This window comes from Aquimarina intermedia (genome assembly GCF_008124785.1).
Lineage (GTDB): Bacteria > Bacteroidota > Bacteroidia > Flavobacteriales > Flavobacteriaceae > Aquimarina > Aquimarina intermedia.
The window spans coordinates 221,906-236,780 of record NZ_VNHU01000001.1 but is presented as its reverse complement, the minus strand read 5'-3'; the positions used below and the strand labels follow the sequence as shown (position 1 = coordinate 236,780).

Annotated in this window: 10 protein-coding genes and 1 tRNA gene; 5 read left to right on the top strand and 6 right to left on the bottom strand. The window is 39.0% G+C overall.

What is annotated here, in order from left to right; translation table 11 throughout:
• Positions 1 to 258: 258 nt before the first annotated feature.
• Entirely contained in the window at positions 259 to 1,098 is an 840-nt protein-coding gene (locus BD809_RS00950; protein WP_148781076.1) for a phosphatase PAP2 family protein, read from the bottom strand.
• A gap of 243 nt (positions 1,099 to 1,341) precedes the next feature.
• Between BD809_RS00950 and dusB the strand changes: the two genes are divergently transcribed.
• On the top strand, positions 1,342 to 2,334 hold the full coding sequence (gene dusB, locus BD809_RS00945) for a tRNA dihydrouridine synthase DusB (protein WP_148781075.1): 993 nt from the start codon (positions 1,342 to 1,344) through the stop codon (positions 2,332 to 2,334).
• 16 nt (positions 2,335 to 2,350) lie between these two features.
• On the opposite strand, the gene BD809_RS00940 is transcribed toward dusB, so the two are convergent.
• Together BD809_RS00940 and rbfA are read right to left on the bottom strand one after the other, a co-directional pair.
• Positions 2,351 to 3,553, bottom strand: a complete 1,203-nt coding sequence (locus tag BD809_RS00940; RefSeq protein WP_148781074.1) for an ABC transporter permease — start codon at positions 3,551 to 3,553, stop codon at positions 2,351 to 2,353.
• 46 nt (positions 3,554 to 3,599) lie between these two features.
• Positions 3,600 to 3,992, bottom strand: coding sequence for a 30S ribosome-binding factor RbfA (rbfA, locus tag BD809_RS00935; RefSeq protein WP_148781073.1), 393 nt, complete (start codon positions 3,990 to 3,992; stop codon positions 3,600 to 3,602).
• A gap of 81 nt (positions 3,993 to 4,073) precedes the next feature.
• On the opposite strand from rbfA, the gene mce reads away from it, so the two are divergent.
• From mce to BD809_RS00915, 4 genes are all read left to right on the top strand, one after another.
• Positions 4,074 to 4,487, top strand: a complete 414-nt coding sequence (gene mce / locus BD809_RS00930) for a methylmalonyl-CoA epimerase (protein WP_148781072.1) — start codon at positions 4,074 to 4,076, stop codon at positions 4,485 to 4,487.
• A 147-nt stretch (positions 4,488 to 4,634) separates the two neighbouring features.
• Positions 4,635 to 4,708, top strand: a tRNA-Ile gene (locus BD809_RS00925).
• Positions 4,709 to 5,155: 447 nt separating this feature from the next.
• Positions 5,156 to 5,584, top strand: a complete 429-nt coding sequence (locus tag BD809_RS00920; protein WP_211356679.1) for a hypothetical protein — start codon at positions 5,156 to 5,158, stop codon at positions 5,582 to 5,584.
• 12 nt (positions 5,585 to 5,596) lie between these two features.
• Positions 5,597 to 6,211 (top strand): hypothetical protein, encoded by a 615-nt coding sequence (locus tag BD809_RS00915; RefSeq protein WP_148781070.1) that lies wholly within the window; start codon positions 5,597 to 5,599, stop codon positions 6,209 to 6,211.
• An 86-nt stretch (positions 6,212 to 6,297) separates the two neighbouring features.
• Here the strand turns inward: BD809_RS00915 and BD809_RS00910 are convergent, their stop codons facing one another.
• From BD809_RS00910 to BD809_RS00900, 3 genes are read right to left on the bottom strand one after another with little or no spacing between them, the layout of a single operon-like run.
• The gene (locus BD809_RS00910; protein WP_148781069.1) at positions 6,298 to 8,226 is read right to left on the bottom strand and encodes an OmpA family protein; all 1,929 of its coding nucleotides are present in this window, start codon (positions 8,224 to 8,226) and stop codon (positions 6,298 to 6,300) included.
• Between the two features lie 20 nt (positions 8,227 to 8,246).
• Complete coding sequence (locus tag BD809_RS00905; RefSeq protein WP_148781068.1) at positions 8,247 to 9,170, bottom strand: PorP/SprF family type IX secretion system membrane protein; 924 nt, start codon at positions 9,168 to 9,170, stop codon at positions 8,247 to 8,249.
• Between the two features lie 46 nt (positions 9,171 to 9,216).
• Positions 9,217 to 14,742, bottom strand: a complete 5,526-nt coding sequence (locus BD809_RS00900; RefSeq protein WP_148781067.1) for an Ig-like domain-containing protein — start codon at positions 14,740 to 14,742, stop codon at positions 9,217 to 9,219.
• Positions 14,743 to 14,875: the final 133 nt, after the last annotated feature.

The window sequence follows — 14,875 nt, the reverse complement described above, 5'->3', positions numbered from 1 at the left end:
ACCGGTTTAATGCAGATACATTGAACTAGTGATGTATGTTACGTATAGATCCGATTAAAATATTTGTCGCAGCAAAAAGCTGTGATACTATCTGATCTTTCAGTTTGCAAATATAATCGATTTCATAGCATCTTGATCATCAGACGCAATTCATTTATGTTATAAGATACTGATTTAATCTAAACATGACTAAAAATAAAACCGGACAGCAAAAATAATTCGCTATCCGGTGAGAGTGTTGTGTTATGTTGTGTTAGTTTAGAAGGTATACGATAGACTTAAACCATGATACTCACCTGTAATAGGCATTAACCCAAGATTAGGATCTTTAAACAATTTATTTTTATGAAAATAAGGAACAAGAAAACCTGAAGCTGCACCAACCACGCTCCCTACAATCGCATCGGTAGGAAAATGTTGCCCGGCCTTTACTCTTAAATGTGCAGTAGCATAGGTAGAAGCACCGGCAAGTCCATACATAACCCATTTAAAGGCTGAATCCGGATGATAATCTGCATATACCTTAGCCATAAAAAACGTCGCCGTACCTACAAGTGCAGGGTGGCCGGCAATAAATGAGTTTTGAGAGGCCCCTCGTGTTCTCTCAGAGATATCTAATTCTGTATTGTACACATAAGGTCTGCGTCGATCATTAAGCTGATGGGAGGTACTATAGACTACTCCGGTAAATGACATGGCCTGAAGATATAGTAGACTAACGCGTAAATAATCTTTTCTAATTTTAGGATCGAGCCCAAAGACAAGCAATGGTACAGGAACTGATCCATAAAAAATCATATCACTTATTTTTTCGGCATCTTCATCAAAATTACCGGCAGCACCTCGATCAAATCGATTGACATCATTACGGTCTATGCGCATTACCCGCTCATCTGGCACCCGATCTTTGCTATAAATTTTTGTAAAGTTAAACAAAGTAACTCCGGCAGCTACCGCAGTTATCGGAAGTTCGTATTTGAAATTGTAATTATATAAATGTTGTTTTTCTTTCTTTTCAACAAGAAGAGAATCTGTTTGGGCAGCTCCATAAAAAAATGAAAAGAATAACGAATAAATAAGCAGGTTTTTGATTGGCATATAATTTGTTTTATAAGTATGTAGATGCAAAACTGCATGTTTTTAAGAATCAAAGCTCACAAGTACTTGTTAATTTGCACCATTTTAAGAGGAATTGTTAAGTTTTTCGGAAAAGAGATTTTATACGTAGTCTTCCTGAATATTTGTATTTTTGCGGGATAGTGGCTGTGTGTTTTAAGATGTTTGATGAAACAAAGACAAAAGACAGTCGTGTATCTAAATATAAACTAAAGAGAATTTGATTTGGCAAAAATAGGTGATATTAATGTAGGTGAATTTCCGTTGCTATTAGCACCCATGGAAGATGTAAGTGATCCGCCTTTTAGAGCTCTTTGTAAGGAACAGGGAGCTGATGTTGTGTATACTGAGTTTATCTCTTCTGAAGGCTTGATTCGTGATGCCGCAAAGAGCGTCATGAAATTAGATATTTATGAAAAAGAGCGTCCGGTAGGTATCCAAATCTTTGGTGCAAATTTGGAATCCATGCTTAAGTCAGTTGAGATTGTTGAAGCTTCAAATCCCGATATTATTGACATCAATTTTGGATGCCCTGTAAAAAAAGTAGTGAGTAAAGGTGCCGGTGCCGGAATTTTAAAAGACATCGATTTAATGGTCTCACTAACCGAGGCGATGGTGAAACATACCAACTTACCAATCACCGTAAAGACCCGATTGGGATGGGATCATGATTCTATCAAAATTGTGGAAGTAGCAGAACGACTTCAGGATGTAGGGACAAAAGCTATTGCTATCCACGGTCGAACACGCGCACAGATGTATAAGGGTTCGGCAGACTGGGCTCCTATCGCCGAAGTAAAGAATAACCCACGTATGCACATACCGGTTTTTGGCAATGGTGATGTCGATACCCCTGAACGCGCCATGTTAATGCGAGATCAGTACGGCTTAGATGGTGCTATGATCGGACGGGCAAGCATTGGATATCCTTGGTTTTTTAAAGAAGTAAAACATTATTTCAAAACCGGTGAACACCTGCCACCACCTACTATTCAAGAACGTGTAGACGCTGCCAGACGGCATTTGCAAATGGCCATTGATTGGAAAGGCGAAAAATTGGGAGTATTTGAAACCAGACGTCATTACACCAATTATTTTAAAGGAATTCCGCATTTTAAAGAATACAGAACCAAAATGGTTACCAATGATGCATCGCAAGATGTATTTGATGTATTTGAAGAAATTGAGGAGAAATTTAATGACTTTGTTTTTTCCTGATTTCTTACCGATATACTTATCGCAAAAGCTTTTGATTTATTCTACTTGATGCAAGATAGGAGGCGACACCACCTATCGTGGTAATCGTAAGAAATACAACGATAAAACTTAAGGGTGTAATTCGTGTTGGGTATGCCAGGCTTGGTGTAATCATCAGTAATCCATAATGCTGTTGCGCAAGGATTAAAATGAGTCCTAAAAATAATCCAAGTATGGTTCCCAATACCGTCATTAATAACCCTTGATAAAGAAATATTCTCTTTAATTCGGGTAAGGAAGTTCCTAAATTGTATAGCGTCTTAATATTCCCTTTTTTATCAATAATCATCATAATGATTGCACCTGCAACGTTAAATAATGCTATGACAGCTATTAATGTTATCACCAGATAAGAAACTAAGTTTTCGGTATTTAGCATACGATACAAAGTCTCATTGAGTTGAACTCTATTTTTAATAATAGCACGATCTTCAAAAATAGTAGCCAGCTTAGTTACGGCTTCGGACTCTCCTGTCTCATTTTTTAATTTGATTTCGATTGCAGAAACCTGATTTTCTGACAACGCTAATAAGTTGCGTGCCATTCCAATAGTTGAAAACACATATTTTGCATCCAACTCCTCATTCACGCTATAAATTCCTATAGGAACAACACGTTGTTTTCTAAAAGCCTTTGAAGCATCACTTGGAATTCCCTTACCGGGTTTTGGTACATAAATTCCCAAAAAATTAGTATAGGTACGCTCCACTCCCATTCCTAACTCCCTGCTGATCCCATTACCGGCAACAATCTGAAAATCATTTTTACCCAGCCAATCCCCGTAAATTAAAATACTATCGGGAGCTATTACCTGTGCATACGATTCACTTACCCCTTTTATATATGCAGTTTTTGGTTTATTTTTATACTCCAAAAACACGCGTTCTTCCACTACCTCAGCATAACTAGCAATTTCTTCTATAGTGTGTAGTTGCTCACGATCCTTTGGTGTTAAATCAAGTGTTTTTCCGCTGGACGGAGAAATTTTGAGATCAGGATCAAAAAAGGAAGTATATCGTAAACTGAAATCCTTAAGCCCAGCAAAGCCTGAGAGCACAAGAAACAATGACAATGCACCAATTACCACACCCATCGCAGCGATACCTGTTATGATATTAATCGCGTTACTACTTCCCGGAGAAAATAAATAGCGTTTTGCGATGTAAAGTGATATTTTCAAATTCTTAGAAAAATTTTGTAACTAGGTATAGGTCGTATAATTATTTCTATTTTTTCTTACGACGCTCTAACAAATCCGGGTTTTGCAATGGGTTATCGTCCCCTTTGACTGCTTTCTCGATATTTGCAATATATTCTAAAGAATCGTCAATAAAAAAAGATAATTCCGGCATACGACGTAACTGATGTTTGGTACGTAACGCCACTTGATGCTTAATTTGTGATTTTACTGAGTTAACCTCTTTTAGCACTTTATCTCCTTCAGCATGTGGAAAAACACTCATATACACTTTACCTATTGAAAGATCAGTGGTCACAGAAACTTTGGTTACAGAAACCAAAATCCCTTGAACTCCCGCATCACGTAGGGCTTGCTGAATCACATCTGCGATATCTCGCTGTAAAACTCCTCCTATTTTTTTCTGTCTATTTGTTTCCATAATGCAAAAATACATATTAATATGATGAAGATGAATGTCTACGATAATAATCGTAATTTTACCTCAGTGAAATATAAACACATGAATCATATAAACAAAATTGAACACCTGGGTATTGCTGTCAAAGATTTAGACACAGCAAATAAGCTTTATGAAAAACTTTTGGGAGTTGCCCCCTACAAAAAAGAAGTGGTAGAAAGTGAAGCGGTTACTACTTCCTTTTTTCAGGTAGGCGAGAGTAAAATTGAACTTTTGGCCAGCACTGATGAGAATGGACCGATTGGAAAATTTATAACCAAAAAAGGAGAAGGCATCCATCATATAGCTTTTGATGTTTCCGATATCAAACAAGAGTTAAAACGTCTGAAAGATGAAGGGTTTCAGCTAATCAATGAAGAGCCAAAACGAGGGGCAGACAACAAGCTTGTAGCTTTTATTCATCCCAAAAGCTCGAACGGTGTATTGATTGAATTATGTCAGGAAATATCAAAATAATATCAATTCGAACGAAGAAACCTTTTGATTCGCGCACTAAACCATTGATTTTAAAAGTTTAAGTGGTACCCATAAAAAAATTGTACTCAAAGTACAGAAAATGTTTGGCGTGTATCTATCTAATTCTTAAATTTGCGCTCCGTTTTAGGTCCCATAGCTCAGCTGGTTAGAGCATTTGACTCATAATCAAAGGGTCCTTGGTTCGAGCCCAAGTGGGACCACTTCTATAAAGAGTTGTGAAGTTTATGCTTCACAACTCTTTTTTTTATTCTTCGTTTCTCTTTAAAACCTATAGTCTATTTAATTTAAGGGATTCACAGTACTGCTACTTAGAGTGAACTCGAAAGCCATAACAGCACCCTTCTACGCTTAAGTAAATGCTGTCAGGCTCTCCTTTAAAAAAGGAAAAACACTGTTCAAAAAGGGGTCTTTGTCCTTAACACACTGCATATCAATTATTTAAACTTGAATTCAAAACATTCGAATACTTACTAAATTTTTACATCATGGACATACAAAGAACATTAAAAATGGCATTCCTCTTAGGTGGCATTTTAGGTATAACAACAAGTTGCTGTACACGTTTTGCTGATTCCAGGGTGCTTCCTGTAACACTCTGACCTCAATAAACCGGTCAATAGTACTGGGCAGCCAGCGGTCAAATGTGTATGGATTTTTTGGGGAACAACGTAGCTCAATGTACTCAGGCAAATAATCGCTTTGGAATGGCAAATTGTTGCAATTCACCAACACCTTCAACCTGCGTTACAGGTGGTTGGCCAGAGTTCAGTAAATATAATTTCACTTCCAAAAATACTGTTAACGCTGCTTTAACCCGGGATCAAATAAAAAGAGAAATTGATTGTAAAGATCGTCCTTTCACATACACATGGCATTGGGCAGGTGGCAGTGGACACATGGTTACTATTGTTGGTTATTCTGTTGGGGAATGTGATGGTGAGAAATATTTACATGTTCACAATCCCTTACCAGTAAATGTTGGCAGCTCCTATACCATAACATACTACGCCTACGTTGCCGGAAATCCAGGGTCTTCTCACTGGAATGATTATTACGCAATTATACCCACTCGTTAAAAAAAAGATATCATGAAAAAATTACTAATTACAATCATATGTATAACTGGCTTTGAGTATCAAACTATGAACGGACAAGATTTTGATTTCTCAGAGCTCTCGCAAACAACGATAGAAAATTTTAGATGTGTAATTACAGCTGAAAATTACACCTATTATGGATTATCGTCTGCAAAATCATTAGAACAAATAATCATTGATGAACCTATTTATCATTATGGTGTACAATTAAATGCACTGCAACGATATAATGAACAACAAAACCCTGAAGAATTAGTTTCAATGATGGATTTTGTTAGCATTCCTTTAATAGATAAGCAAACTAATGAAGTTGAAACCTTTCTAATGATTAATAAACGAAACGAACAATATCAAACAACCGGCATGGGAAAAATTCCTTTTGTAAAAGAATTTATGGGATTTAAAAAGGAATTCCAAGCAGACCGGGAAATGCGTCTCATAAGAGTGCCGGCAGTTAATATCGCTTACGCAGGAATTGTTGTTGACGGACTACTAAACCTGATTCCCATTTCTTATGTTCAAAAAGATGTCACACCACCTCCGGTATCGGTAATCTTTGCCGAATTAGCTAAAACTATTGAAGGGGGAGAGGATGTTCCTAATTAAGGAATACACGAGTCTCTTTAGATAAAAAAAGACGATACTAACACTAATTTCATTTCAAAATAGCGTTAGTATCGTCTTTATAACAATTACTTTGATACAATAATAAAATCGGATCTTCTATTGATCAGATGTTCATCTTCAGTACATTTTACCCCGTTTATACAATAATTCCGCAATTCGGTTTCACCATATCCGATAGCGCTTTCAATACGTGAAGGGTCAATACCATTGGCAATCAAATAGTCATAGGTAGAGCGAGCTCGCTGATTGGATAACTTATAATTCAACAAATCCGGCCCTCTACTATCTGTATGAGATTCTATACGGATACGGATCTTCGGAAAACTGTTCATTGCTAAAATAATTTTCTTTAGTTCCACCTCTGCTTGCGGAGTAATAGCATATTTAAATGACTCAAAGAAAATAGGGTTTACTTTGATCTTTTCAACGTTCCCTTCTTTTACGACAAATTGATCAAATGAAACCAAAAGCACCAGATTTTTTTTCGACTCCAGATTAGGCGTATTCATCGTTTTAACCACACTGGTATGCTGTGTATAGCCAGGTTTTATAAAAATTATTGTATACTCTGATTCTAAAGGTAATTTGAGACTATATTCACCTTTATCGTTTGCTACAATTTCCTTTTCTAGCACGTTACGCTCGTTATATACTTTTATCGTTGCAAAAGGAATCGGACTGTTAGCATCCTTATCCATAATTTGTCCGCTATATAACTGATACGCCTTGGGTGCTAGAAGCTCATAATAATAGATATCATCATCTCCTTTCCCCATGGCCCGGTTTGATGAGAAATAGCCCGAGGCTACACTTTCATTTTCAATATAGGCGAAGTCATCCATATTACTATTTATAGGTCTCCCCAAGTTGACCGGCATTGTATATTTAGTAAAAGACTTTTGTTCAGCATTAAAAATATCAAGCCCCCCTAACCCATAATGGGTATCGGATGAAAAATAGAGATCTTCTCCTATTACAAAAGGAAACATCTCTCTTCCCGGCGTGTTGATATAAGACCCCAAATTAATAGGAGTTCCCATAGTGCCGTCTGGTTTAATTTCTGACACATAGATATCACTACCGCCAAATCCTCCCGGCATATCGGAAGCAAAGTAAAGGTGTGTTCCACTAGGTGATAATGATGGATGCCCACAAGAATACTCTTTACTATTGAAATTTAGAGACACTACATCAATAATCTTCCCATCCTCTATCGTTCCTTTTAAGATTTGAATATTAGACACCCCGTTTTTATTTACTTTTAATTTGCGCTTGGTGGCATAATTACGCGTAAAATATACGGTTTTGAAGTCTGAAGAAAAGGTCATCGTCGCTTCATGAAATGAGGAATCCATATTCTCGAGAAACTTTTTAGTATTACGTAACTGACCGGTGCTTTGATCAATCATCGCTATGTATGGATCTAGAAAAGGTTGATTGTTCCAAGAATAATTACGCTGCATAAACTTAGTCGTATCCCGACTTGAGGCAAACACAATGCTGTTTTCATAATACGCCGGTGCAAAATCAGATTTGCTAGAATTAATTAGCAGATTCTCGACTCTAAACTGTGGTTCATTCGCTAACAAACTATCTAAGTGCTGCTGTTGAAATTCTATAAGTCGCATACGTTCTAAATTATCTTTGTAGTATGACTTTATCAATGCATCAGCAGCTTCGTACTCTTTGGATGACTTCAGACTCTGGATGTATCTAATAAAAGCAGGCTCATCGACAGCTTCAATATCATCAGCATACAATTTCTCATACCATTCTTTGGCTTTTTTATACTCAGCCACATAAAAATAGCTGTCAGCCAATCCTTTCATGACCTCCGGATCAACTTTTTTCCCTTTAGAGGCCGCTCGTTCATAATATACAATTGCTTTTTTAAATTTGAAATCTTCAAAATAGCCATCAGCTCGTTTGCGGTTACTCTGGGCAAAAGCGGTAATTTGAAACAGTATAACAATAAGTAGTACTATTCTTTTCATTAGAAATGATCGTTTTAAGGTTAAAAGAATCTTGGAGATCGTGCTTTACGCTTTCGATCATGCAGTGTATAGCGTAAAATGATTTCGTGAGATCCGCTGTTATATTTACTTAAGTTACTTATCGAATAATCATAGCCATATCCAACATAAAATGTATTACTGACCTGAAATCCAGCCAGCCCGCTTACCGCATCGTCAAATCTATAAGATGCACCCAAGGTTAACTTTTCCTGAATTAAAAAGTTTGTAGAAATATCAAACGTAATCGGAGCACCTTCGGTTAGTTTAACCATGGTTGCAGGCTTCATTTTTAATTGTGGCGTAATCTGAAATACATATCCTCCCAGTAAATAATAATGTACCGATCGCTCTACCAATATCTCTTCATTATCGTCATATCGTTGAGATTTTATAAAGTTAGAAGCTGAAATTCCGGCATACCATTGTTCACCAAAGATGTAACTTCCCGCTCCTATAATTGGTCGAAGCTTACTTATGTTTTCATTAAAAATAGAATCTTCATTTTCGTAAATTTCACCCTTAGACCAGTCGATAGACAATACATCCATCCCGGCATTCACACCCAAACCCAGTTTTACCGTAGCATTAAGTTTTAAGTGGTACGAAAAAGCGAAATTGATATCAATTTGACTTGAGGGTCCTATTTTATCATTAAAAATATTAAAACCAAGTCCGATCTTATCAAAAAACTTTCCATTAAGGGTCAGCACCTGCGTTTGAGGTGCCCCGTCAATACCCACCCATTGCGAGCGATGTAACAAAGAAGCCTCGATGCGATCATTTGACCCGGCGTACGCTGGATTAATACTCATAGTATTATACATATACTGTGTGTATTGCGGTAACTGTTGTGCATGAGAAACCATGCCATACAAAGCAACACAAAGCAGAAGTATAAGTTGATAACATTTTATGGAATGCATAAATAAAAATTGGTTTTGAGCGATTTGGGAGCTACGTTTTACAAAATTATCTTCCGATATAAATCCATCCGGTTTTTTCTTTAGCTGTAGGATCCACTTTCAGAACATAAAAATAAGTACCGGTAGGTAAAGTTTTTCCTTTTTGAACAACTCCACTCACATTAGACATACCATCCCAATCATTTTTATATGCTTGTGATTGATAAACTAAATTTCCATATCGGTTATACACCTCAAATGTCGATTCTGTATATTTTTCAATACAATCTATGGTCAAGAAATCATTAGACCCGTCATTATTAGGAGTAAACTCATTAAATACCCTTAGACAGCTAATTTCGAGTTCAATTTCTGAACTATTATTGGTGGCATCTTCATCTTCAGGTATAGAAGATTGTACGATTGCAGTATTAGAGTACTCACCCGATTCATTAACCTCTACAGTAATTGTCAATATCGCATTGGAACTTGGTTCCAGCGTAGGAATCGTCCATAGTGAACTGCTTAAATCATAGTTCCCGTCAGTAGCCTTAGCATTAGAGAAAGTAAACCCACTCTGAATTACTTCACTAATTTCAATACTATTAATCGTGGTCTGTCCAAGGTTTTGAACGGTAATGGTAAACACTACTGTTTCACCTGTAGAAGGATTCATGTTATCAACCTCTTTTATTACACCCAAATCCGTAACAAGCGACTCAGCTTTTGATGTTAAAGTAAGTTCATTAGTAGTTTGATCTGTAGCAACATTGCCGGCAGTATCTGTAGCCGTGGCTACAACATCATAGGTGCCTTCAGGTAATTCATTTCCTGCCGGAATCTGTAGTGCCCAGGTACCATCAGTGTTATCGGTTAAATTTCCGTCTCCTTCGGTATAGGTTACGCCGTTAACCGTTACGGTCAACGTATCAGTACTATCGGCCGTTCCTGTTATTAAAGGTGTTGTATCCGATGTTTCCTGCTCATCAACTGTCGGTGTTACCGGCATCGTTGTATTAATAACAGCTTCATCTTGTCCTTCAGCACTGGTTACAGCAGTAGCATTTGTGTAGGTAGCGATTACAGTTAGGGTATTCCCTTCACCGGGGCTACTATATGTCACTCGTATTTCACCTTCAGCCTCCTGAGAAGCTGTAATAGTTTGTGGTGTTCCATTGATAGTAACAGTTTCTCCAACTACCGCTCCTGCAGGTAACGTGATAGTTACATCAATAGCACCTTTCAGTTCAGTTTGATTGATAAATCCATCATTATTAACATCCTCTACAATCACTACAATAGGTGCTTCAACAGTACCAGAAGTAATAGTAATTTCGTCAGTCGTAGCATCATTCGAAACATTCCCAGCTGCATCTGTAGCCGTGGCTACTACATCATACGTACCTTCAGGTAATTCATTGCCTGTCGGAATCTGAAGTGTCCAGGTACCATCGGTATTATCGGTTAAGTTTCCGTCGCCTTCAGTATAAGTGACACCGTTTACTGTCACGGTAAGTACATCTGCACTATCCGCTGTTCCGGTAAGGATTGGTGTTGTATCATTCGTAGCTAAAACATCAACCGTGGGAACCGCAGGGTTCGTGGTATCGATGGTCAGCTCATTTGTCGTCGTATCATTCGAAACATTGCCAGCTGCATCCGTAGCCGTGGCTACCACATCATACGTACCTTCAGTAATTTCATTCCCTGCCGGAATCTGAAGTGTCCAGGTACCATCGGTATTATCAACTAAATTTCCGTCGCCTTCAGTATAGGTTACCCCGTTTACTGTCACGGTAAGTACATCTGCACTGTCAGCTGTTCCGGTGAGGATTGGTGTTGTATCATTCGTAGCTAAAACATCAACCGTGGGAACCGCAGGGTTCGTGGTATCGATGGTCAGCTCATTTGTCGTCGTATCATTCGAAACATTCCCAGCTGCATCCGTAGCCGTGGCTACCACATCATACGTACCTTCAGTAATTTCATTCCCTGCCGGAATCTGTAAACTCCAGGTACCATCGGTGTTATCCACTAAATTCCCGTCTCCTTCAGTATAAGTGACACCGTTTACTGTCACGGTAAGTACATCTGCACTGTCAGCTGTTCCGGTGAGGATCGGTGTTGTATCGTTTGTAGCTACAACATCAACCGTGGGAACCGCAGGGTTCGTGGTATCGATGGTCAGCTCATTTGTCGTCGTATCATTCGAAACATTCCCAGCTGCATCCGTAGCCGTGGCTACCACATCATACGTACCTTCAGTAATTTCATTCCCTGCCGGAATCTGTAAACTCCAGGTACCATCGGTGTTATCCACTAAATTCCCGTCTCCTTCAGTATAAGTGACACCGTTTACTGTCACGGTAAGTACATCTGCACTGTCAGCTGTTCCGGTGAGGATCGGTGTTGTATCGTTTGTAGCTACAACATCAACCGTTGGAACCGCAGGGTTCGTCGTGTCAATTACAAGCTCATTTGTCGTAGTATCATTTGAAACATTCCCAGCTGCATCTGTAGCTGTAGCTATTACATCATACGTACCTTCGTTGATTTCATTGCCTGCCGGAATCTGTAAACTCCAGGTACCATCGGTGTTATCCACTAAATTCCCGTCTCCTTCAGTATAAGTGACACCGTTTACTGTCACGGTAAGTACATCTGCACTGTCAGCTGTTCCGGTGAGGATCGGTGTTGTATCGTTTGTAGCTACAACATCAACCGTTGGAACCGCAGGGTTCGTCGTGTCAATTACAAGCTCATTTGTCGTAGTATCATTTGAAACATTCCCAGCTGCATCTGTAGCTGTAGCTATTACATCATACGTACCTTCGTTGATTTCATTGCCTGTCGGAATCTGAAGTGTCCAGGTACCATCGGTGTTGTCCACTAAATTTCCATCACCTTCAGTATAGGTTACCCCGTTTACTGTTACCGTCAAGGTATCAGCACTATCAGCCGTTCCGGTTAGTATCGGTGTGGCATCATTTGTCGCTAATGTATCAACCGTGGGAACCGCAGGGTTCGTTGTATCGATAGTTAGCTCATTTGTCGTAGCATCATTTGAAACATTGCCAGCTGCATCTGTAGCTGTAGCTATTACATCATAAGTACCTTCGTTGATTTCATTGCCTGCCGGAATCTGAAGTGTCCACGTGTTATCTGTGTTATCCACTAAATTTCCATCACCTTCAGTATAAGTGACACCGTTTACTGTCACGGTAAGTACATCTGCACTGTCAGCCGTTCCGGTAAGGATTGGTGTGGTATCGTTTGTCGCTAAAGCATCAACCGTGGGAACCGCAGGGTTCGTGGTATCGATGGTCAGCTCATCGGTTGTAGCATCATTCGAAACATTGCCAGCTGCATCGGTAGCCGTAGCTACTACATCATAAGTACCTTCGTTGATTTCATTGCCTGTCGGAATCTGAAGTGTCCAGGTACCATCGGTATTATCCGCTAAATTTCCGTCGCCTTCAGTATAGGTTACTCCGTTTACTGTTACAGTTAAGGTATCTGCACTATCCGCTGTTCCGGTAAGAATCGGTGTTGTATCGTTTGTTGTTAACGCGTTTACTGTAGGAATTGTAGGGTTCGTGGTATCGATTACAAGCTCATTTGTCGTAGCATCATTCGAAACATTCCCAGCTGCATCCGTAGCCGTGGCTACTACATCATAAGTACCTTCGTTGATTTCATTGCCTGTCGGAATCTGAAGTGTCCAGGTACCATCGGTATTATCCACTAAATTTCCGTCGCCTTCAGTATAAGTGACACCATTTACTGTCACGGTTAGCACATCTGCACTATCAGCTGTTCCAGTAAGGATTGGTGTTGTATCGTTTGTTGTTAATGTATTTACTGTAGGAATCGTAGGATTGACGATATCTACCTGATATGCTTCGGTATCAGTAACAATTCTGGAACAGATTCCATCGCTTGTTTCCAGAGAAGCATCTATCACCTTATCCGTATCTGCTACCAGATCACTTCCGCTAACGGAAATAGAAAATCTAAAATCACTTCCAACTAAGCCTGTGTATTCTGTCGAATTTATTATTAATTTAACCTCATCATTAACTTTTGCATCTCCACCCGCAGTACCTTCAATAATTACATTTCCTGAGGCTTCGCTGGCATTAATGATATCATCACTAGTGATATTGGCATCCAAAACTAAGGTTGGGGCCAGTGTGTTAGCTTGCACTGTTACAAGCACCGCTTGACGCGCAGACTCTTCTATACATCCCGATTTACTGGTCGCTACATAAAAAGTAGTATTTGCATTCAAAATGGGGGTATCAAAAGATTCTCCGGAGTTTACCGTAGCTAATAAGTTACCTCCTACTATCGCATCATACCACTTTAATTGCAGCGATGCTGGGTTTGCTGTCGCCACCAAACTAGCTGATGCTCCTTCACAAATAGTTACATTTTGTGAGGCAGCAGCTATTACCGGGAGTGCCGGAGTTTTTATAATATCAAATAAATCTAATCGCTGTGTAACAGAAGCGCTCACAAGTGAAGAAAACTCCACTGCTATACGATCTACCGGAGCACCCGGAGTAAAAGGAATTGTTGCTATTTGATTGCTCTGCAATAACGTTAGTAAATCTAGGTTTAAAAGTCCGGAAAGCACTGTAGATTGTACAAGCGTATCCCCGTTATATCCTTTTATAGTAATAGAGTTTGCCACTCCAACCGTTATTAACGAAGGGTCTAATCGCAAACGAATACTAAAATTATCAGTGGCCACAGAAGCCCCTTCAAAATATACAATCTGTTCGATTGAAGATCCTACTGCCAAAAGACCTAAACTTAATTCAGAGTAGGTGGCATCATTACCATCCAAAACATTTTCTGGATTTGTAACGCCGGCTCCACCGATCGTTAAAGCATCAAGATTGAGACCACTACCATCATAGGATGTAAAGCTTGCGTTACCGCAATTATTGGGGTCACTCACATAATAAGCTCCGTACACACCAAGACGTTTTGTTGTATCTAATCCAATTAAGGTACCGAGTCGATTGGTCAGTTTAATACGATTATATGGAAGCGTAGGTGTAATTGCGATATAATAATCGCCTGCAGCATCTACTACTATCTTCAGATTGGACTGTGCAAAATCGTTTTCTACGGCAGAATCTCCACTCAATACCACGGTGGTATTGTTTAAAGCTTCGACGGTGAACTCTTGTTCACCTATAAGAACTAACCCCAAGGCTTGTGCCAATACCCCTCCTAAATTCCCTCCTAATAACGCGGGAAATAGATTATCATCTGTATCTATTTTTATATAAGAAGTTGTATTTGCAGGCAATAAGGATGAAAACTGCATCTCCAACTCACCCGTATAAGCCGGTTGTGCCGGTAAGGGTAGTGGTCGTCCTGAATACGCACGAATTTCTGCTTTTGTAGAGAGGTCTCCATCAATGGCATTTGCAGCTACATCCACATTGGACTCACTAACAACAATATCCGCAAAAACTTGTGTTTGCGCAGTTAAAACATGAATTGAATTAAATAGAAAATATACAGCAATCCATAGCGTATTTTTCGCGAGCGTTTGAATAGTAAAAATTCCTCTCATAGATGTAGGTTTGGTCGTTCATATTATCTTCGTTTAGTCATGCAAGTGGGGTTGCATTTATGATTAAAGCTAATTAGATGAAAATGTCTTTGGGGAAACATTTATATCTCAAAAGTATATGTATAACGCCTGA